This window comes from Enterococcus sp. CSURQ0835, from assembly GCF_902706605.1.
Classification (GTDB): Bacteria; Bacillota; Bacilli; order Lactobacillales; family Enterococcaceae; genus Enterococcus_A.
In genome coordinates this window covers 84,358-105,691 of record NZ_CACSLH010000002.1, presented here as the reverse complement: position 1 = coordinate 105,691, position 21,334 = coordinate 84,358, and the positions used below count along the sequence as shown (strand labels likewise).

The 21,334-nt window shown below is 39.4% G+C and carries 16 protein-coding genes; 3 read left to right on the top strand and 13 right to left on the bottom strand.

Annotated elements, in window-relative coordinates; genetic code table 11:
* The first annotated feature begins 52 nt into the window (after positions 1-52).
* The gene (gene gloA2 / locus GVJ38_RS01845) at positions 53-439 is read left to right on the top strand and encodes an SMU1112c/YaeR family gloxylase I-like metalloprotein (RefSeq protein WP_159721467.1); all 387 of its coding nucleotides are present in this window, start codon (positions 53-55) and stop codon (positions 437-439) included.
* 82 nt (positions 440-521) lie between these two features.
* Here gloA2 and GVJ38_RS01840 read toward each other — a convergent pair whose 3' ends face one another.
* From GVJ38_RS01840 to GVJ38_RS01820, 5 genes are all read right to left on the bottom strand, one after another.
* Positions 522-2,048: a helix-turn-helix domain-containing protein gene (locus GVJ38_RS01840; protein ID WP_159721466.1), complete on the bottom strand. Its 1,527-nt coding sequence runs from the start codon at positions 2,046-2,048 to the stop codon at positions 522-524.
* A gap of 207 nt (positions 2,049-2,255) precedes the next feature.
* Positions 2,256-3,956, bottom strand: coding sequence for a SpaH/EbpB family LPXTG-anchored major pilin (locus tag GVJ38_RS01835; RefSeq protein ID WP_159721465.1), 1,701 nt, complete (start codon positions 3,954-3,956; stop codon positions 2,256-2,258).
* 1 nt (position 3,957) lies between these two features.
* Complete coding sequence (locus GVJ38_RS01830; protein ID WP_159721464.1) at positions 3,958-4,731, bottom strand: pilin N-terminal domain-containing protein; 774 nt, start codon at positions 4,729-4,731, stop codon at positions 3,958-3,960.
* Between the two features lie 555 nt (positions 4,732-5,286).
* Positions 5,287-5,586 carry a hypothetical protein gene (locus GVJ38_RS01825; protein WP_159721463.1) on the bottom strand — a complete coding sequence of 100 codons (300 nt, stop codon included), beginning with the start codon at positions 5,584-5,586 and terminating at the stop codon, positions 5,287-5,289.
* Positions 5,587-5,590: 4 nt separating this feature from the next.
* Positions 5,591-6,541 carry a helix-turn-helix domain-containing protein gene (locus GVJ38_RS01820; protein WP_159721462.1) on the bottom strand — a complete coding sequence of 317 codons (951 nt, stop codon included), beginning with the start codon at positions 6,539-6,541 and terminating at the stop codon, positions 5,591-5,593.
* Between the two features lie 161 nt (positions 6,542-6,702).
* Between GVJ38_RS01820 and proC the strand changes: the two genes are divergently transcribed.
* Complete coding sequence (proC, locus tag GVJ38_RS01815; protein ID WP_159721461.1) at positions 6,703-7,512, top strand: pyrroline-5-carboxylate reductase; 810 nt, start codon at positions 6,703-6,705, stop codon at positions 7,510-7,512.
* Positions 7,513-7,643: 131 nt separating this feature from the next.
* Here the strand turns inward: proC and GVJ38_RS01810 are convergent, their stop codons facing one another.
* From GVJ38_RS01810 to GVJ38_RS01795, 4 genes are all read right to left on the bottom strand, one after another.
* On the bottom strand, positions 7,644-11,828 hold the full coding sequence (locus tag GVJ38_RS01810; protein ID WP_159721460.1) for a SpaA isopeptide-forming pilin-related protein: 4,185 nt from the start codon (positions 11,826-11,828) through the stop codon (positions 7,644-7,646).
* A 250-nt stretch (positions 11,829-12,078) separates the two neighbouring features.
* Positions 12,079-13,812: an ABC transporter permease/substrate binding protein gene (locus GVJ38_RS01805; protein ID WP_159721459.1), complete on the bottom strand. Its 1,734-nt coding sequence runs from the start codon at positions 13,810-13,812 to the stop codon at positions 12,079-12,081.
* Positions 13,805-15,067: a quaternary amine ABC transporter ATP-binding protein gene (locus GVJ38_RS01800; RefSeq protein ID WP_235032778.1), complete on the bottom strand. Its 1,263-nt coding sequence runs from the start codon at positions 15,065-15,067 to the stop codon at positions 13,805-13,807. The genes GVJ38_RS01805 and GVJ38_RS01800 overlap by 8 nt, the downstream gene beginning before the upstream one ends.
* Positions 15,068-15,175: 108 nt before the next feature.
* A complete protein-coding gene (locus GVJ38_RS01795) occupies positions 15,176-15,820 on the bottom strand; it encodes a GntR family transcriptional regulator (RefSeq protein ID WP_159721457.1) in 645 nt (214 codons plus the stop codon).
* A 216-nt stretch (positions 15,821-16,036) separates the two neighbouring features.
* Between GVJ38_RS01795 and GVJ38_RS01790 the strand changes: the two genes are divergently transcribed.
* Complete coding sequence (locus GVJ38_RS01790) at positions 16,037-17,215, top strand: NupC/NupG family nucleoside CNT transporter (protein WP_159721456.1); 1,179 nt, start codon at positions 16,037-16,039, stop codon at positions 17,213-17,215.
* Positions 17,216-17,253: 38 nt separating this feature from the next.
* Here GVJ38_RS01790 and GVJ38_RS01785 read toward each other — a convergent pair whose 3' ends face one another.
* The 4 genes from GVJ38_RS01785 to GVJ38_RS01770 all read right to left on the bottom strand — a co-directional run bounded on the left by GVJ38_RS01785 (position 17,254) and on the right by GVJ38_RS01770 (position 21,175).
* Complete coding sequence (locus tag GVJ38_RS01785) at positions 17,254-18,609, bottom strand: DUF6056 family protein (protein WP_159721455.1); 1,356 nt, start codon at positions 18,607-18,609, stop codon at positions 17,254-17,256.
* A 194-nt stretch (positions 18,610-18,803) separates the two neighbouring features.
* Positions 18,804-19,616 (bottom strand): MetQ/NlpA family ABC transporter substrate-binding protein, encoded by an 813-nt coding sequence (locus tag GVJ38_RS01780; RefSeq protein ID WP_159721454.1) that lies wholly within the window; start codon positions 19,614-19,616, stop codon positions 18,804-18,806.
* Positions 19,617-19,628: 12 nt separating this feature from the next.
* Positions 19,629-20,273 (bottom strand): methionine ABC transporter permease, encoded by a 645-nt coding sequence (locus tag GVJ38_RS01775; RefSeq protein WP_159721453.1) that lies wholly within the window; start codon positions 20,271-20,273, stop codon positions 19,629-19,631.
* Positions 20,270-21,175, bottom strand: a complete 906-nt coding sequence (locus GVJ38_RS01770) for a methionine ABC transporter ATP-binding protein (protein WP_159721452.1) — start codon at positions 21,173-21,175, stop codon at positions 20,270-20,272. The genes GVJ38_RS01775 and GVJ38_RS01770 overlap by 4 nt, the downstream gene beginning before the upstream one ends.
* Positions 21,176-21,334: the final 159 nt, after the last annotated feature.

Sequence of the window (21,334 nt, the reverse complement as noted above, 5' to 3'; positions counted from 1 at the left end):
TTTTTATAGCTACAAAAAAATCAAAAATAAACGAACAAAGGAGTCCGTTCTTATGAACCCAAACTTTTCAACGATTCATCACGTCGCGATCATCGTCTCTGATTTTCAAAAAGCTAAAGATTTTTATGTAACTATTTTAGGATTGCCGATCATTCGGGAACACTACCGCGAAGAACGAAACGATTACAAACTAGATCTCCAAATGGATGGTTGTCAATTAGAAATCTTTGCTGTTGAAAATCCGCCTGAGCGTCTTAGTTATCCTGAAGCTACCGGATTACGTCACTTAGCTTTTAAAACAGATAATATCGAAGCTGCCGTAGCTTATTTAACAGAGCATGACATTTTTTGCGAACCTATTCGAACTGATGACTATACGGGTGAGAAAATGACTTTTTTCTTTGACCCTGATGGACTACCATTGGAGTTACACGAATAACAGAGATAACAATTCTTGAACTATCTGATAAACATCTATATTACTTTTAATATCAACCAAACAAAAACAAACAGCGGATAGTTTATTTATCCGCTGTTTGTTTGACCAGTTCTTTTTTCGCTGCCAGTTCACTGACTAATTGCTGAATCTCATATAATGTCGGATGATTCAAAAATGGTTCAATAATCACCATTGGAAAGTCGAGCGCTAAACCTTGCATAGAACTCGTCGTAATTAGCCCATCATATCGTTCAATTTCTTTAATAATACCGCGTTGACCTTCTTGAAACAACGTCAAATGACTGATCTCAAAATTTCCGTAGATACGTCGTGTGATCTGATCTTTCAAATAAGTATCTTCAGTCGGACTCAAATCAGAAACTAGCAATAAATTGACTTTAGGAGTATGATTGGCGATCTGTTCGATACAGTTGGGAACACTTGTAATCAATAGATACATGTAGTTTCCGATGAAATCAGCTGTTTGATACATTTGATAGCGATCAGTAAAGTCGCTTACTAATTGTTCGATTTTAGCTAGAACTTGACTATGCATATGTCGAATCGTTTTTAAAAAGTCAAATCGACTTCGCCTCAAGATCATAATAAAATCACCTTTTTTAGGGTAAAATGCGACATCATTCATCAAAGTCGCAACTAAAGTATCATGTTTTTCTTTTTCCATACGTTTACCCAACAATTGTTCAAATCCCATCACTAACTCTTTATGTTGAATAAATAATTGACGATAGTCAGGATGCTTCAATGCCAAAGCTAGTTGTTCTGGGCTAAACACGATTTCATTTGCATACTGGCTCCAAAAACATTCTTTCAATAACTCATCAGTCAAATGAAGCTGATAAACTTCTTTGACCGTTTGTCCAAATTCATTGATAAGGTACTTTTTAGGTAAGTCGAACCGAGCTTGATTGATTTTTGCTTCTGCTAAATAATGATCATTTCTCACCCGCCATAAACTGATATATACATTGTAAATCAACCGCTTCTGGAAAATATATAACTGATAAAATCCATTTTGTTGGATGAAATCAATAACTAGAGCTTCAATGGAACGCAGCTGAAACCCTTTGAGTTGCGGTAAAAATAAACCATTTCCCATTTCTTTCTCGTAAAAATAACGATAATACAAATGCCGAATCACGCTTTCATCGCCTTCTAAACGCAAAGGACGATATTTTAATTTTATTTTAGCCTCCTTCAAAGTGCTCTCGATTTTTTTCAAATACCGCTGTGTATTTGAGTCACTTAAAAAAAGTTGTTCTGCTAACATTGTGATATTTTCACATTTTTCATACAGTAATTGTTCTAAAATTTGAAATTCAGGCGATTTGATAATCGTGTCTGAATATAATTTAGCAATACTGACTTGAGAATGAATTTGAAGATGATATAAACCTTGGAATTTTTCGATTTGAAAATATTCTTGGTTATTATTTAATAATTTGATGTCATTTAATAGGATCGGTAAAGAACAATCTAAAATTTCCAATAATTGATTACTCGCTAGCCCCTCAGGTTCATGGTACAAAGATTCTACTAACACTAACCGTCTTCTACTACTTGTCCCTAAAATTTCCCGAAAGTCCATTTCTCCTCCTCCTTATAAAAAATCACTTTTACCCAACTTGAGAGTAGCAAATAACCATTTTTTTGTAAACGATAACTAATTAGTTTTTCCTTTTCTGCTAGTAAATTTCTAACTGGAATCTCAATTTTTATTCTTTACTTTTATTATTTTATCCTTCTGATAATATAACACTAAAACTAGAGTGTGAAATTCACACTCTAGTTTTGCTTAAATTACTTCATGATGATCCCGACGATACTTGATCACAACACTAATCATCAACATTGCTCCGACTACCAAGAAAGCTAAGATTCCCATCCCACCAGTTGAAGGCAGAAATCCTTTCGGAGTGTTGGCTACATCCAATATTGCAGCTTCAGCATAACTACCTTGTGTGATAGTAAATTTAAAGTCTTCATTTAACAGCTGATAACCATTAGGAGATTTAAGTTCTCGTAACGCATAATCACCATATTTCAAACCAGTTACTTCAAGCTCCCCTTTATCATTTGAGGTGTATCTTTTAGCATCTTTATAATCCATATTGTTTCTTACCGATACCCATTTTGCTTCACCAGTTCCTTGATCGATCGCGTTTGATAAATACTCATCAGCACCATTATTGGAACGTACTACGACAAATTCAGCACCTTGTAAGCGTTCATTACGATCACCAGCAGCATGTTTGATAAATTTCTGACCGCCTGTCCCAATCTTTGGTGCATCATCATCTTTACTTTCGTCGTCTTTACCGTGTTGCCCAAGATTAATCACAAGTTTATTCCCGATTGCCTCATCAGCAGCTGTATGCTTCGTTAATGTAATTGAGTAATCAAAGACGATTTCTTTTCCTGCGTATTGTTTAATCCAATCAACTGTGGCTTTAGACATATTAAAATCATCCTGATCTTCGGCTGCAGTTTTATCGCTTAATTTTAAAGCGAATTTAAACCCAGCTTTACTATTGACTGGAAATTTTCCATCTTGATCAGCATCAGTTTTTAAGTTGATCATAGTCAAGTCAGCATAATTTTTATAATCATTCGCCGAGATCTCAGTACCATCAATTTTAACTTTGACTGTATTGAATTGAACTTGCTCATGTGTTACTTCATCTTCAAAACTCAATTTAGAGTAGCGGGTCGCAATCTCTTCACCAGCATCATTTTTCACCATTTCCCCGATTTGATACGGAATCGTGAATCTTGCTTGATAGTGGATTTCTTTACCAATCTCAAAGTCATGGTAGCCATTTGGAGCTTCTGGAAGAGCTTCCGTTCCTTCGCCTAGCAAATCTTTTACTGGTTCATTAGCCACCTTATTTTTAGGATAAAGATGAATATCTTTCAGTTCTGTATTAGAACCATCTAATGCTGGCAACGCTAAAATTAAGGGAGCTGCTTGTGCTGTATAATCTGCCCCAGGTTGTTCAGCAAAATAGTAAACTTTGTAATTCCCATTTTCTTTTGATGGAAGATCATTGAAAGTTAAAATCCCATCTTTACCATTAACATTAGCGGTGATCCCCTCACCCATTGAGATATTATCATTTTCAACAAATTGATAATCTTTCATAACCGCTTTGACTGCGGTTTCCCGCTCCGATTCACTTACATTTGGATAGTTTGGCAATTGTGCCAATTTAGTTTCGATTTGCTCATAAAAAGTCTTGGTAATATCATACGCTTTGAAAGTCACACCGTTTAAACCTTCATAGTGATCAAATTCTTTCATCTCACTTCCCGTATTTTGGACATATTCAAGTGGAAATTCATCCATTTTCTTCTTATGCAATGTAACATTGACTTTATCATCAGGTGCTTCAGCGGCATCTACAATTGAGCTCTTCAGGCCAAACAATCCTACTAATAATGGAATCATCAACATAAGTGTCATAAAGATACTTGAAACTTTTCTTCTTCGTTTCATTCTAACCTTCCTCCCTAATTCTTTGTTTTAGAAACCCTGCTACACAAACTAATACTAGACCGATAATCAAATATTGATTCACCTTATCATTGGTCTGAGGCAATAATTTTCGAGTTGAACCAATAGTATCGACGCTTCCACCACCTGTTGCCGGTAACCTTCCAGTAGAAGTATTTACGATTGAGCCACCTCCTGGAGTGTTACCACTAGGACTTCCGCCAACTGGCTGACCAGGAACAATCGGTTCCTCTGGCTCTTCTTTTGCCGGGACCTTCGAATATTTAGCATATGCTTCGATCACTTCTGCTTCGTCTTTAGAACCTGTCAAGTATTGGGGTAAGTAGATGACAAATGGCAAGAGGTGATCTTCTCCTGTTTCACCACTTGCTACTACTAAATAAGCAGCATCTGTATTATTACGGTAACGATCAACCTGCATTTCCACGCTGCCCGTTTGATTAACTAACATTGCTTCAGGTGTCAACTTAGACAATTTTTCAGTGATGATAAAGTTTTCTACTTTGTCTTTTGTTTTATAGCTATTCATAATCAATTCTTTAGCAGCTTTTTCATCTTTTCCCTCTTTCACTCGCCAATCGGTCAAGTCATAAAGATCAAATGCAACTTTTTCTACTCCTGCGGGGCTCTTACCATCTTCTCCCTTTGTATGGAAAGTGATGGTTACTTGTTCGATAGCTTCCACTTTTGATGAACAAGTTATAAATCCCAACCCTAACAGAAAAAATGTGCAGCCCAGGATCAGCCATCTTTTCATCTTAATTCCTCCTTTCGCTCTACTAGCACTTCACATACTGTGTTTCAATCTTACTTTGCCTAATTAGATGTACTTTCCAAGTCAGATTGAAGTCAAAATAAAAAAGCAAATATCTAGTCCCCCCTTTTTAGGTAGTATGGCTAAACGAATGAAGTTTTAATCGCAATAGAATTTCATTTCTAGCTCGTCTACTTTTGATTACTTACAAAATAATCATTCGGCAAGCTAGCCCAAGACTCTTGACTTAGCAAAGACTTCTATCGATTTTTTTAGACTCTTCTAACCACTTCCACTAAAAACACTGGGCTCTTTATCTTGACACATATGTATTTTAACGAAATAAAAAAAAGCCTGCTCAACACAGACTTTTGTTTTTTCGTTATTTATAAAGCTTAGCAGATGGTAATTTGTCTGAAAAAATTTTTCAGTAATATTCGAGGAAGTTATTCTTTCTATTTCTTTATACCTACTTAAAGTTAATTAATCTTAAAAAAATAAATATTTTATCAAATAAAGTAGTTATTCTTCAATTTGATCATTTTACATCCAATAAATTTAATCAAACAAAGAAAAGCCATCAAAACTTTCACCATCGTAATACTTCAATAACTGATCTGCACTTAACAAAGAAGAAGTCATTTCTGCTTGCTCTTCGTAATGTTCGTCAGACTGTTGCTCTACATAGGTTTGATAGAGTAACACTAAATCATGATATATAGCTTGCCGCGACTTTCCACTTGCACTGATCATCGGTAACTCCTTTAGATAAGCTGTATAAATCGGCTGTTCATTGATTAACTCGATCGGTAATTCAATCACTGTCAAATTGATTTCTTTAAATAGTGTCTCGTACATAAGCTCATCCTTCTTTAATCGTTTTACGATAATTATTTGGTGTCATACCTACCACTTCTTTAAACCGCTTGTAAAAAAAAGCTTTATCTTTGTATCCAAGCCGCTCAATGATTTCTTGGATCGACAACTCGGTCTCTACTAAATATTTTTGAGCTAATTTGATGCGTTTTTCCAGCATGAGCGCCGTGAATGTTTGTCCTGTTTTCACCTTAACAAAGTGGGATAAATAATTGGGATGAAAATGGAATTTTTTAGCTATCTGATTTAATGTTACCGTTGCTAAATTAAGTTCGATATACGCCAACACCTCATTAATCAAACATTCAGAGGAAATGTAGCCATCTCGTTTAAGTAAAGCTAATTCCGCTGATTGACTGATCTCCACTATGAATAAAACAAATGCTGATTTAGTTAATTTATTGTTGAAGTAGCGCATCTTAACGATTTGTTTTAGCAATAGTAAAGCATAAAAGTGGACATCAGGCTGGTGCTGAAAAGAAAAGATATAAAAACGACTAGTCAGTTGAAATTCCATACTCAAAGCTTCTACAAAAAAGCGATATAATAGTGGTTCTTCAACAAATTGAGTGAGTAGTGATTCAGTGAAGTAGCTAGCTTTGAAATAAAAATGTAGTGTAACCGCATCTTGAGCTAGTCGATAAGCGACTGAACATGCTTGATTCACTAGGATGAGACAACCTTGTCCATAAGTAGTGAGTTCTTCCCCAATCTCTAACTCCACCTCACCTTGTAAGACATAAAGGATACGAATATAACCTTTTTTTAACTGCAATCTTTCTTTCGTTTGCTGGCAGATAAACGCTGCAATCTCACGCTGTTCACTTTGTTCAAAGGCTGTTTCTTCTGTAATTAAATTTTCACTTGTCGTATTACAACAATCTAAGGTCGTTAAAAAATCATAAAAATTCGCAAATTGTCGTGCTTCATAATACATTTTATCACCTCACAATCAAACATGTTTTACTGTGATCACTCTACTTCCAATTCTAGCAAAAGCGACTATACTTAAAGTGTAGTGTAGCATAAGTTCTTTTATTCTTATTTGATTTAAGTAAGAATAAAACACTTTTTAAAAAATAAAAATGAGGTGTTTATATGAAAATTGGATTTATTGGAGCAGGAAACATGGCTTCAGCAATCGCAGCTGGCGTCGTTAACAATGGTTACAGTCAAGCAGATGATATCTATATGTATGATATCGCAACCGAGAAGCTGACAGAATTTACTGGTAATCTTGGTGCTCACGCTGTCCACGATCCCCAAGAGTTGATTCAAACAGTCGACACATTAGTTATTGCGGTCAAACCGAATGTCATCAAAAGCGTCTTGTTAGAAGCCAAAGCAGCAATTTTGAAAAATGATCCTTTAGTCGTTTCAATCGCAGCCGGTACAACAACGGATGCAATTTACGAAACCTTTGCAACTGATCAGCCAATTCGAATCATCCGCGTGATGCCAAATGTAAACGCAATGATCGGTGAAGGTGCAGCAGCCGTTTGCGGCAACCAATTTGCTAGAAAAGAAGACATCGATACGATCGTAGCAATGTTCAACGCAATCGGAAAAGCTTGGCCACTAGATGAGAGTCACTTCTCTAATTTTACCGCCATTGCGGGTAGTGCACCAGCCTATGCATACCTTTTCATTGATTCATTAGCTCGAGCTGGCGTTAAAAATGGCTTACCAAAAAATATAGCCTTAGAAATCGCTGCGCAAACTGTTTTAGGTAGTGCCAAAACGTTACAAGAAACCGGTGAAAACCCTTGGGAATGGATCGATCGAGTCAGCTCACCAGGTGGAACAACTGTTGCAGGTTTAGTTGAGCTAGAAAATAATGCTTTCATCTCAACCGTGATCAAAGGAATTGATGCAGCAATTCAACGTGATAAAGAATTAGGTAAGTAGTTTATTAACTTATACCCAACGAAAAGCTCTCCTTTCATAATTGAAGGGAGAGCTTTTTGATAAATAAAGAGGCTATATCTTTTTGCAGTGGTACAAAGATTGAATTATCAATCTTCATACTGCTTTTCATATTACACCTTTGAATTTTTTCGCCGTTCGTTGAAATATAGATATAGACCAACGACTAGTCCTGCTACTGCTAGGCACATCGTCCCTTTTAAGAATTGTCTGATCCCGCTTCCCCCGGTACTCGGTAATGGATTGGCCGGATGGTTTTTGATCGTCAACTCAATTGTTTGGGTACCTTCTTTTGATGTAACGCTAACTTCAGGCGGTCCCGAGACAGTTACTTTGCCATCTCCATCAATTATAATCTTGACAGGTTTTGTTAAGCCAACATGTCCAGCTGGAGCTTGTGTTTCGGTTAAAGTATAGTTTCCTGGTTCTAGTTGATCTTGGTAAATAAACAGTGCGTCTTTTTGCGCTGTTGGCTTTATCTCTGAATCATCACTATCCTTTATTAACTTAAAATTCGCGCCTTTAAGATCTTGACCTCGATCATTCTTCTTAGTTACTTGTAAGCTGAATTTACCTAATTGATTGATCGCTTGATCATTGTTCAGACTACTTTTCACTTCCAATTGATTGGCATCTTTTTGACTCACTATAAGTTTGAATGGCTTGATTGGAGTGTAGCCAGCTGGCGCGTAGGTTTCTTCCACCGTATACTCCCCGATTGGCAGGTCTGAGATAATTACTTTCCCGGTGCTTGTATCAGGTTTTAAATCTGCTACGACCACTTGTTGATTTCCATCAGTCACTTTGAACTTTGGTAAATCATTTCCTGTAAAGTGTGTTGGAGGTGTCCCCGCTTTCAACTTGGTAAACTCATAATCTGTCTTTAATAGCTTGTTAGTGATTTTGATACCGGTCGTTGAAAGATCGGCTGTTTGATTGTCGAAGCTCATATGGTTATAACTTGGCGTACCATAACCTACTAAGTATTCCTCCGTACCATCTGCTCTGCGTTCAATGACCCGGTAAGTTTGATCTGGTTCTAATTGAACATCTGTGAAATTTCCTTTCCATTCATCAGATTTCAAGTTGATCTCAGACAAATCTTGCCAGTCATTCCCACTTTGTTTTTGTAAAATGGCTTTGAGTTGATCCGGGCGTTTCTGCCAATGGTCATTTTCATCATCCCAAATCTTTTGGACTGGGATCGTGAATTTGCTCGGATGATTGAGGACTAGATGATTTTCATTTTCAATCATACTAGTGACGACCAACTCACTCTCATTTTTTTGCGTCACGGTAAACTCAAACGATTGCATCGGCAGATATCCTGCTGGTACTTTCGTTTCTTCAACTGTATAAACTCCGACCGGAACATCTGTGATTGTCACTTTCCCGTTACTGTCAGGTTTTAAATTTTCTGCAACTACCTTACCATTTTTATCGGTCACTTTAAATTCTGGTAAGTCTTTTTCTGCAAACGCTGTCGGTGGATTTCCCGCTTTCATTTTTGTAAATTCATAGTTTGTTTTTAATAGTTTATTGGTGATTTTGATACCCGTGGTTGAAAGATCGGCTGTTTGATTGTCAAAGCTTATATGATTATAACTTGGCATACCATAACCTGCTAAATATTCCTCCGTACCATCTGCTCTGCGTTCAATGATCCGGTAAGTTTGATTTGGTTCTAATTGAACATCTGTGAAATTTCCTTTCCATTCATCAGGTTTCAAGTTGATCTCAGACAAATCTTGCCAGTCATTCCCACTTTGTTTTTGTAAAATGGCTTTGAGTTGATCCGGGCGTTTCTGCCATTGGTCATTTTTATCATCCCAAATCTTTTGGACTGGGATCGAGACTTTTTGATTTTCAGCAGGCGTTCGAACCGATGGCACACCAAAGTCCAGTTTATCATTTGTGGATTCTGGCTGTGGCTCTAAGGTCGTTCGTTGATTAACCGGATACCATTTACCAGGTTCATAGCTAGGATCTTCAGTTTTCAAACGGACTTTATAATCGATCTGTAATTCATCAACAGCGGTCATATGCAGGTTAGTTACTTTGATCGTTTTATTTTTTTGATCAAACTTGACTTCTGGAGTTTCAGCTGGTTGCGGGGTGTAGGGTTTTTGGTCTTTATATGTGGTCACTTTGATGTCTTGTGGTGAACCTTTTAATTCAACCATCTCACCTAATGGATCGGTCACGATCCCATCGCGAATTACTTCGGAGAGTTCTTTATACCAATTTTCCATGTAGCCAGTTATCGATTCATTATCATTAACATCATAATAATGAAAGTCATTTAAGTCATGCCCACTGGAACCATTTTTACGACTAGCCGTATGAGCGATACTTTTTTTCATATCTGCTTCTTCCACTTTATAATACCCATTATCTTCGCCTGCGATTCCCACTCCAATCATGTGGATCTCAGCACCTCTTTGCCTAATATTCAAAGCGGTAGAATTTAAAAGTGTTAAATGGTTGTATACTTTTAGGCCATTCTTAAAATCATAATACGCTCGCGGTAATGACTCAGAACCACCATTCGGCGCCTTAAAAAATGTATAATTAGAAGAATAAGGATTTAGATATATATCATTATTATCATCCGCTCCGTAATGTGACTTAAATTTTCCATTGGCATTTTTCTCTTCAAATTCCTTTACATAGACCGGTTTCAATGTCCGTTTAGTCTGTTCAGTATCTCCTTCACCATCACTATAAATATCTGAACTTTTCGTAGCATTCACACTAGTCAAAATAGGTTTCCAACTTTTATTAGGCTCACCATCGGTAAAGAAAAAAATAATTCTTTTTCTAGGTTTAGTCGGGTCAATTGTTCCATCAGGGACCGGATCGTTGAGTAATTCTTCTGCTTCACGCAATCCTCGTTGTAAAAAAGTTCCACCCCGTCCACGATCTGTTTTATAAATATTTACAAGTTTCTTCCAGTCCTCTGTATTTGTCGAAACTTTGACATAGCGATGAGAAGCGCCGCTATTAGTAAAATCATAAAGTTGATAACCGGAAAAAATTTCCCCCCCTATTCGGAGATCCGCCTTTTTATCCTTTTTTAACTCAATCAATTTTGGGAAGATGTTCTCTAAAGCTTTTTCCACTCTAGTTCTTCGATTATTCCAATTCATAGACGTCGTGCTATCCATTAAAAAGACCGCATCTAGCCCTTGTGCTTGAGAGCGAGCTGCTCGAACATTCAAACGGACATCAAAGACATCTTTTTGATCTGTCGCTTTGGCGTATTTTCGAACGGCAATCGCGGGCTCCTCTCCCGCAGCTGAGTAATAGATATACGAATCATCAAAATTATTTTGATCTGTTGGTGTCCAACCCGTCTTGCCATCCCACTCCCATTTGCTTGCATCATTTTTATCTAATTTTCCGCCTTGATGATTGATGACATTATCTTGACCCGTTGGCTTCCAAGCAGGTTTCGGGTATTTTCCTGGTTCAGGTCCATTTCCGTCATAATACTCCGGCTCCTTATTGATGAAATCTCCTTTTACCATATACGGTGTTGCCAATGGCTGTGCTGGATCAGGTGGTCCGATTGGCTCTGAAGGTTGAGCGCCACTCACCTCAGGCACCAGACTCGATTCCGTTGTGACATCCTCTGTTTGAAGTGTACCTTCTGCTAACTCTACTTCTGGTTTAGCAGAAGTTGAAGTTGTTTTTTCAGCGGACTCTGTGATCCCCGACAACTCACTTACTTTTGTTTTTGACTGTTCAGTGCCCTTTGAATGTTGTTCAGTCTCTCTTGAAGCATCTTTTTTCGTTTTTTGATCGTGAACTAGTTTGCCTTTTCTTAATTCATAAGGTCCCGCTAATTTAGTATCCAGTAAATCGCGGTGAATGAGTGGCACCCCTGATGTACTTTCTTGCTCGTCTAATTGGAGCTCCAATTGTAAATCCTGTTCACTTTTCGGTAATAGTAGTATCACTGTTTTTTCGGCTGTAGAGGTAAACGCTTCTTCTACCAACCAATCTTCTTCAACTGTCAGCCCTTCAACCTTAGGGTAATGGATCGTTTCCCCATCTGCTGTAAGTTTGAACCGTAAACGTTGTGGATTTTCTGCTACTTCGCTGGTCCGTGAGAATGAAAGCTCCCATCGATCCTGATCTCCAGCTGGTTTCTTCTCATAACTGACAGACAAGTTCTGGTTATCCAGCAGCACAGTCTTTTGAGTTTCACCGTAAGCTTTTGTCGCTAACGGAATGATATCGCCAAAGATAGACAAAAGGAGCATCAGTAATAGCAGTAAGTTCCATTTTTTCATTTGTATACCCTCCTTCATTTCATACTTACTTCGCTGCTCTCTTCTCATTTTAACGAAATAAAAAAAGACCGCTTTTTAAGATTTGCGGCCTTACGTGTTATTTATTTTTACTTTCACCTATAATTAAAGTTTCTGAAAAAACAATTCGGTTATCTTATCAGATTATTGAAATTAGCTAAAAATAATTAACCTTCAATTTCTAACTATTTTATAAAAAAAACCAAGCCGCGAACGACTTGGTTTACTAAACTTATTTCTTCCATTCAGCAACTTGTTTTGGATGAGCATCAACCCATTCTTTAGCTGCTTGTGAAGGATCTTTCCCATTGTTGATCTCTAACATGACACTTTCCATATCTTTTTTGTTCCAACGGAAATTATCTAATACTTTGTAGGCTTCCGGTTGGTCTTTTTTAAATCCTTTGCGAACCATCGTATTGATAGATTCAGATGTTCCCATTGAACCTTTTGGATCTTTCAAATATTTCAAATCATATTTAGCAAACATCCAATGAGGTGACCAGCCGGTGATCACGATGGGTTGCTTTTTCTTAATTGCTTGACCTAAGGCAACGGTCATGGCTCCAGAAGAAGAAGTTGAGACTTTCCAGCCATTTAAGTTAGGATAAGCTTTTAGTGTTTCTTCTGCTGCATTCACGACCCCTGCACCAGGTTCGATCCCCGTGATCGTTTTACCAGCTTGATCATTCAATTGATCGATCGAATCGACATCCATATATTGAGGAACGACTAAGCCGACTTTGGCTCCTTTTAAGTTAGGTCCTAAATTATCTACTTTGTTTTTGTATTCTGCATACTGTTCTTTATGGGTATTTGGCAACCAAGCTCCGACCATCGCATCAGATTCTCCTTTTGCGACGGATTCCCACATGATGGCATTGTCCAACGGGGTCATATTGACTTTGTAGCCCATTTCTTTTAAGACTTCGCCTACGACATGAGTTGAAGCGACTTCGGTGTCCCATTCCACGTAACTTAAATTGACTGTGCCACGGTTTTCTGTTTTATTCCCAAAAACAGATGCTCCGATCGCACCTAAAATAACAACGGCAACTACACCCAAACCGATTTTTTTGTTTCGGCTGGCTTTTTTTGCTTCGGTCGCATTTTTAGCTTTTAACTGCTTCGGCTTATTGATATTTTGCGTGAAGCGGTCTAAGACGATTGCTAAGATAACTAATGCCAAGCCATTAACGAACCCGTTTCCGACTTGTGCCCGTTGCAAAGCGGATAAGACGCCGCGACCAAGACCAGGCGCTCCGATCATGGAAGCCGTGACGACCATAGACAAGGCCAACATCATCGTTTGATTGACGCCGCCTAAGATCGTTCCTTTAGCCAGCGGCAATTCTAATTTAAACAATTTCTGCGCGGCAGTTCCCCCAAATGAATCCGAAGCTTCCACTAGTTCAGTCGGAATTTGACGAATCCCTAAATTCGTAAAACGAACGGTCGGCGGCAAAGCAAAGATGACAGAAGAGAAAACTCCGGGTACCATTCCGATCCCAAAGAACGCAACGGCTGGGATCAAGTAAACAAAAGCAGGCATCGTCTGCATAAAGTCCAAAATCGGTGAGATGACTTTTTTGGCCCGTTCACTTTTAGCCATCCAAATCCCAAGTGGAATCCCAATAATCACCGAGATCACACTGGATAAGATGACGAGCGTGATGGTATTCATCAAGTCGCCCCATAATCTCTGGTTGTAAATGAACAACAGCCCGATCAATGTAAAGGCGGTCAGGCCCCATTTTTTGCGGGAAATGACAAAGGCTGCGATGGTGACAAGTGCAATAAACAGCAACGGTGGAATGGCTGACAGTGTATTGGTCATACCGTCCATGATAAATTGACCACCGTGTTGCAAAGCTGAGAACAAACCGGCAAAGGTTCTCGTCAGCCAGTCACTAGCATGTTCGATCCAATCTGCTACTGGTAAACTCTGTTGTAAGAAATTATTCATTTGACTTCACCTCGTTTTCAGCTTTTTTTGCTTCGGCTTGAACGACTTGGTCAACTTCTGGATCAGTATTGTCTTCGTCATCATGAGCTAATGCTGCTAAGACGCTCCCGCGAATCACGACACCTTCTAAACGTTCACCGTCAACTACTGCCAATGGGGCTGGCGAGTCAAAGATCAAATTGAAGATATCGGTTACGAGCATATCTTTTGGAATCTTGCGGACATTTTTATCGATGACATCCTTTAATGGTAGATTCTCGCGGCGCGCTTTGACAGCACTTTCCGCAGTTAAACTACCTTTTAATTTACGTTTCCGGTCGACAGCAAGCAACATGCTGACTTCTTCTTTACGCATCCGGTTCAAGGCAACATTTGGTCCATCAACTTCGATATTCGTCGTAATCGCCGGCATCATAATATTTTGCGCCGTTAAAACTTTAGAACGATCGATATCTTCGACAAAGTCCCGGACATATTGATTGGCTGGATTAGTCAAAAATTCTTCTCCGGTCCCAATCTGAATGATCTGACCATCTTTCATGAGTGCGATTCGATCCCCGATCCGCAATGCTTCATTTAAATCATGCGTAATGAAAATGATCGTTTTTTGAACATTTGCTTGTAAGTCGAGCAATTCATCTTGCATATCATGACGAATTAACGGATCAAGCGCTGAAAAGGCTTCATCCATCAAGAGAACTTCTGGATCATTGGCTAAAGCGCGTGCTAAACCGACCCGTTGTTGCATCCCACCAGACAATTGATCTGGATATTGATCTTTAAATGATAGCAAACCAGAATTATCTAAGGCTTGCTCCGCTTTTTGCTCACGCTCCGCTTTTGGAACGCCGCGAACTTCTAAACCGTACTCTGTATTTTCTAAAATCGTCCGATGTGGGAACAGCGCGAAACTTTGGAAGACCATGTTGATCTTACGACGACGCACTTCCCGTAATTCTTCTTTGTTCATTTTAGAAATATCTTCGCCATCGATATAGATCGAGCCAGATGTTGGTTCGATCAACCGATTCAACAAACGAATCAGCGTGGACTTCCCACTACCTGATAGTCCCATGATGACAAAGATCTCACCTTCATTGACTTCAAAATTAGCATCATATACTCCGACTGTGGCACCGGTCTTTTCTAAAATTTCGTTTTTTGCTTTATTTTCTTTGATCATGGCAAGTGCTTGTTGCTGGCGTTTACCAAAAATCTTCGTTAAATGTTCTACCTTGACTTTTACTTTACTCAAAGTAACTTCCCCCTTTTTCATAAAGTGACCACATCATGTTAACAAGATATGGTCACTTTGTCAAAAGCCATGCTTGAAAACTTTCAGTAAGCCGAAAAAAAGAAACCATCATTTCGATAGTTTCTCGGGATAAAACAAATGATGCATGCGCTGAAAACTTAATTCATTGCCGACAAAAAATAAAATATCATCCGCACAAAGCTTAGCGTAAGGTCCCGGCGACAATAAAATATTTTCTTGTTTTTGGATTGCTACGACAGTCGCTCCAGTCTCATGCCATAAGTTTAAATCATTGATGGTTTCATTTAAATGAGCAGCTTTAGAATCTAACCGCAATTCATAAGGGACAAACGGGGCAAAATTATGAACACGTTTTGTTTGGGAGACCAATTGATCCAGCAACTCGGTAAAGTTTTCCAACTCGCGTTTTTGTTGTTGGACGCTTTCCATGATGGCTTGTTTGACCTCTTGGATCGATTGCACATCTTGATATTTTTCTAAATAAACTTCGGCTTTTTCTTTGGACAAAACGTAGGCTCCGCTGCCGTGGCGCACTTCCATGATCCCTAGATCTACCAAAACATTGATGGCTTTCCGAGCGGTTTCCGGTGAGACGTTAAAATTGCTGGCTAACGTAGAACGTGCGTGGATCTTTTCACCGACTGGATAACGATTATCGGCGATTCGTTCGGCGATTTCGACTGCGATCTGCTGATAGCGCGGCAATTGGATCGGTTTTTTTTCTTTTTCCATCGAAAAATCCCTTCTTCTGTTCAAAATTGTTTCGAGCATATCATAGATTAGCAGAAAAAGGGAATGAAGCAAACGATAACCAACCATATTTTATGAGTTTGTTAGTGCTTTTTCTGTAAAAAAATCCTCATGAAACAAACTTTTTAAGCAAATTTAGTCGCAACTTTGTTAAAAAATCGTTAAGCTGATTCAGGAATTTTTTTAGGAGGGATCTTTTTGCACTATCTTATCGGAATTATCGGACTGATTTTGGTTTTGGGGCTTGCCTTAGTGATCAGTCCAGATCGGAAAAAAATCAATTGGCGCCCCTTGATAGTCATGTTGGTTTTACAATTTTTATTAGGTTTTACTTTATTGCGAACGACTGTCGGAACCACGCTTGTCGCAGGGCTCGCTTCTGTCTTTAATGCATTGCTGAAATTTGCGGGAGCCGGTGTGGCGTTTGTCTTTGCCGGGGTAGCCAATCGTGGCAGTGCGCCTTTTTTCTTAAACGTTTTGATGCCGATCGTCTTCATTTCCGCGATCATCGGGATCTTGCGTTACCTTAAAATCTTACCTTTTTTCATGAAATGGGTTGGACTCGCCTTAAGCAAACTCAACGGCCTGGGAAAATTAGAATCGTATAACGGGATTGCGTCGGCGATCTTAGGACAATCGGAAGTCTTCATCTCCGTCAAAAAGGAACTGCCTTACTTAGCTGAAAACCGCTTGACTACCATGAGTATCTCAGCGATGTCGACCGTTTCCATGTCGATCGTCGGCTCCTACATGGCACTACTAGAGCCGCGCTATGTCATTACGGCTTTAGTTCTGAACTTGTTTGGCGGCTTCATCATCTCTTCAATCGTCAATCCTTATGAATTAAGCGAACAAGAAGACGAACTGATCATTGAAGAAGACCATAACCAGACATTTTTCCAAATGTTAGGCGAATATATTTTAGACGGATTTCATGTAGCGATCACCGTCGCGGCGATGTTGATCGGTTTTGTAGCTTTGATCGCCATGATCAATTTCATCTTCAGCAAAGTGACCGGCTACAGCTTTCAAACTCTGTTAGGTTATCTCTTTGCCCCATTAGCTTTTTTAACAGGAATTCCTTGGAAAGAAGCCGTGGCTGCCGGAAGTCTGATGGCGACAAAACTTGTGACCAACGAATTCGTTGCGATGACCGAGCTCGCTAAAAGCGGTGATTTCAGTCAGCACACGACCGCGATTATTTCTGTCTTTTTAGTTTCATTTGCCAATTTTTCATCAATCGGAATCATTTCGGGTGCGATGAAAGGGTTAAATGAAGAAAAAGGAAATCTCGTAGCAAAGCACGGCTTGAAGATTTTACTGGCCGCTACCTTGGTCAGCTTCTTATCTGCGATTATCACCGGACTGATTTTTTAAAAAAAGAGGAAACTGGCTACCGAGCCAGTTTCCTCTTTTTACATTGTAAACAATAGATGAATATAGCAGCCAGCTCCAATCAAAACCGTTAAAAAGCTGACATAGCGACGCGTATTTTTGCCAAAATTGACATACTCTAACAAGAATAAATAGATCAAGCTGAACAGGCCAAAGGTAAAAATATACGTCCGAGTCGCAGAAGCCCAAATCGTCGGAGAAAACCCCATGACGAGCCGGACACAAAGCCCCGCTACTAAAAATAAAATGGGCACGACACTGATGGGGTCGTAATCTAATAAGTACACTAGACTAACGAGCAAACTGAAAAAAATCACGGATAAGATAAGATCAGGTATCCAAGTCGTCGGTTGATGGATCTTGATCACTGTTCCGTAATGATTGAACATCAGTAATAGTTTTGCGATCAACGGCGTCTTTTGTAGCGACGGCAAGCTGATGAGTCCAGATAAAATAAATGGGAGCATTCCCAAGATACCAACTGCTGAATGTTTTCGCTCAAAAAATTTTGCTAAAGCTAAGCAAAAGACAAAAAACGTCACCAGTAAAATCGTCAATTGCTGATCAAAGAACAAATGCCGCAAAGTCGAAGAATACCCCAGCTCAACTTTTCGGAGTAATGAGAGTTGATCAAAGTCTGAAAACCAATGCCGCACTTCCCGAGCATACCGAGTTTTATTTCCGCCAGCTAAGGCAATAAATAATAAACTCGCACTGTTGACGATTAGATAGGGGAGTAAAAAGAGCACTGATTTTTTCTGATAGAGCAGATAAAACAAAAAGACAATCAAAAAACCAAATGCCAACAACCCCATCTGCTCTTGATTTGAAGCATACACCAAACTCAGTAAGCCGACTCCATAGGCAAATTTGCTGACAGGCTCACGATGTAAAAACTTGGCGATCGGATAAAAGGATACCAACCCTAGACTATAGACCCAAAAATAATTGGTGGTGGTCGCAACCCACCCGGTTTCATTGAAAAAAGTCAGCGGAAAGGTGAAAAATAAAGCGGCTGACACACAGAGATCGACATTTTTGACCGCTCTATTTTTTTTCAATAAATACGGCGGCAAGGCGATCGCACAAGTCAAAAGCACCGAGTTGGCTAAGCGCCAAAAGACGTGGAACTGAACCCCTAACAAAGTGAACAGTTCAATCACGCTCCGCGAGCTCCACGTGCTATAGCGATGCAGTAAAAAAGCCAAATAATCATGATCAAATTTTCGAATAAACGGATGCAAGAACAAAAAATTATCATCTTTAGCTCCGTTGAGTTGCGCATAAGAACTGAATACCAAACAAATGAGAAAGAAAAGTAAAAGCACTAACGGATTAGCTATCCCTTCTCTCACTCCAAGAAATCGCTTTTTCATAAAATCCTCCTTGTGCTATCCCTGTAAATTATATCAATAATTCGCTTGAAAAAAAGAAATTTATGAAAACTTCGAGGAAAATTTTTGCTGATCCGCTTTAGTTCAGTTGAAACTAGTGGCAAATAAATAAAAAACGGTCGTAAAATACAGCTGACTCATGAAAGAGCTGGCTAGTATTTTACGACCGCATCGATTTAGTGTGGCATCACCCAATAATGTTTGGGATCATGTTTTTTCACGTAGTCTTTGAAGGCCTTTGATTGATAGGCTTTTTTGATTGCTTGGGCCCAATCTTTGTTTTGATTTTCTTTTTTTACGGCTGCTACGATCTCTAAATCTTTGGAGATGTTTTCTTTTTTGATCAAATTGATCTGGTCTTCGATTTTTGCGTCTTGCACGTTACTGCCGGGAATGATCTCAAAATCAAGATCGTCTAAAACATGAGGCAATGTGTTAGAATCCATTTCTTTGATTGCGAGGTGATGAGGATTTTCCGTAATACTTTTTGCGCTCAACTCGGTTGCTTTGACTTTAGGATCGACTTTGATCCAGCCAGCATCGGCTAAAAGCGCATAGGCCCGCGCTGCATTGCTGGGGTCTTGGGGAATACCGACACTCATGCCGTCTTTTAAATCAGCTGCTGATTTATATTTTGCTGAATAAAGAGAACAAGGAACTGATGGCGTTGCCACAAGAGGCACGAGGTCGGTTTTCTTTTCGCGATTGAAAACATTCATATAGGCGGTGTGTTGCGCGACGTTTACATCGATACTGCCTTCACCTAGTGCTGTGTTAGATTGCATGAACTGTGAAAAATTGACGCGTTTAATCTTGTATCCTTCTTTTTCTAACATCGGGGCGACCGCTTCATCAAATAGATCATTGTACGGTCCGCCAGTAACGCCCATGACGATCTCGTGTTTCGTTTTTGCTTCATGTTTTCCGCAGCCAGAGACTAAAAATAAAGTAGCTAGTGCTGCGACAGTCAATAAAATCATTTTTTTCATCCGTTAAACTCCTTAATGTTTGATTTTGGTATACAGCGTGTTGCCGATAAATTGGACCAGATTAACTAAGAGGATCAATAAAACGACCGTCACAAAAATCAACGGTGTATTGAAACGCTGGTAGCCTTGAGTGATGGCTAAATCCCCGATCCCGCCACCACCGATCGTGCCCGCCATTGATGACGCATTGATCAAACCAACGACGACATTCGTGATAGCTAACACGATCGCAGGCTTAGCCTCAGCTAAAATAAAAGAAACGATAATTTGGAATCGATTAGCCCCCAGTGTCTTTGCGCATTCAATAATGATCGGGTCCACTTCTAAAATTGCTTGTTCCACTAAACGAGCCATGAACGGGACGATGTACAACACTAAAGGTACGATCGCGGCAGTCGTTCCAATCGATGTGCCTATGATCAGGCGCGTCAATGGTAAGATCGCCACCAGTAAAATGATAAAAGGAACCGATCGGACGATGTTGATAAGTGTCTGCAAACTGACATACAAGAAACGATTGGCTAACACCCCTTTAGGTCGTGTTTCCGCCAGTAACACACCAAGCGGAATCCCGATCAAAATGGCAAACAGCAACGCAACACCAATCATGTAAAGTGATTCATAGCAGGCTTTTAAAATAATAGGCAGTGAGATCATGGCTGCACCTCACAACGTAATGCATTTTGTTGAAGATAAGCGATGGCAGCTGCGTCACTCGTCACATAATACAATGAAAAATAGCGCTGGCCATTGAGGGTCAAGGTCTGACTATCGTAAATATAGCCGTTTAAATTAGCCGTCTGCAATGCGCGATAATGGGCAAAATCTAATAGCACATAATAAACGGATTGGAGACTGTGGGGTGGTTTGGTCGGATAGATGATGTCGGCTAAAAAAGTCTGTGTGATAGGACTTTGAGGAGTCAAAAAAAGTTGGGTCGTCGTTTGTCGTTCAACGATCTTACCTTGATGAATCACGGCTACTTCATCACAGATTTCTTTGATCACATCCATCTCGTGGGTCACTAAAACGATCGTCGTTTGAAATTCGCGGTTGATTTTTTGCAACAGGCGTAAAATCATTTTTTTAGCTTGGGGATCTAACGCACTGGTGATCTCATCACACAAAAGCAATGCTGGATTGGTCACCAGTGCTCGCGCGATCCCTACTCGTTGTTTTTGTCCGCCAGAAAGTTCAGCTGGATAAGCAGCTGCTTTATTTTCTAAACCGACATATGCTAAGATCGCTGTAATTTTTTGCGGATAGTCTTGTTTGGGTGTGGCATCAAAACGCAATGCTAGTTCGATATTTTCATAAACCGTTTTAGAACGTAGTAATGCATAACTTTGAAAGATCATGCTGATCTTCACTTCAGGCGGCAAGATAACACGTCCACTCGTCGGTTGTTCTAAACCGTTGATCAGGCGAATCAATGTACTTTTCCCTGCCCCACTCGTCCCGATGATACCAAATATCTTTTGGTCTGGGATTTCAAGATCGATTTGATCTAGCACGGTCTCTTGTTCAAATTTTTTAGTAAGCTGTTCTAGTTTGATCACAGAAGGCCTCCTGATTGACTAAATTGCTGCTTTTAGAAAACTCTAAAAAAAGGTTGCTGGATCAACTCGTATTAGCAAAGTGTTTCATCTATGAGACCTCCTTTTACTTGCGATTCGTAAGTGCTTCCTGATTATAGAAAAGCTAGGGAGGTAATTCAA

Coding starts and splice junctions, on each gene's coding strand:
- gloA2 (WP_159721467.1), top strand. CDS start 53: ATGAACCCAAACTTTTCAACGATTCATCACGTCGCGATCATCGTCTCT.
- GVJ38_RS01840 (WP_159721466.1), bottom strand. CDS start 2,048: ATGGACTTTCGGGAAATTTTAGGGACAAGTAGTAGAAGACGGTTAGTG.
- GVJ38_RS01835 (WP_159721465.1), bottom strand. CDS start 3,956: ATGAAACGAAGAAGAAAAGTTTCAAGTATCTTTATGACACTTATGTTG.
- GVJ38_RS01830 (WP_159721464.1), bottom strand. CDS start 4,731: ATGAAAAGATGGCTGATCCTGGGCTGCACATTTTTTCTGTTAGGGTTG.
- GVJ38_RS01825 (WP_159721463.1), bottom strand. CDS start 5,586: ATGTACGAGACACTATTTAAAGAAATCAATTTGACAGTGATTGAATTA.
- GVJ38_RS01820 (WP_159721462.1), bottom strand. CDS start 6,541: ATGTATTATGAAGCACGACAATTTGCGAATTTTTATGATTTTTTAACG.
- proC (WP_159721461.1), top strand. CDS start 6,703: ATGAAAATTGGATTTATTGGAGCAGGAAACATGGCTTCAGCAATCGCA.
- GVJ38_RS01810 (WP_159721460.1), bottom strand. CDS start 11,828: ATGAAAAAATGGAACTTACTGCTATTACTGATGCTCCTTTTGTCTATC.
- GVJ38_RS01805 (WP_159721459.1), bottom strand. CDS start 13,812: ATGAATAATTTCTTACAACAGAGTTTACCAGTAGCAGATTGGATCGAA.
- GVJ38_RS01795 (WP_159721457.1), bottom strand. CDS start 15,820: ATGGAAAAAGAAAAAAAACCGATCCAATTGCCGCGCTATCAGCAGATC.
- GVJ38_RS01785 (WP_159721455.1), bottom strand. CDS start 18,609: ATGAAAAAGCGATTTCTTGGAGTGAGAGAAGGGATAGCTAATCCGTTA.
- GVJ38_RS01780 (WP_159721454.1), bottom strand. CDS start 19,616: ATGAAAAAAATGATTTTATTGACTGTCGCAGCACTAGCTACTTTATTT.
- GVJ38_RS01775 (WP_159721453.1), bottom strand. CDS start 20,273: ATGATCTCACTGCCTATTATTTTAAAAGCCTGCTATGAATCACTTTAC.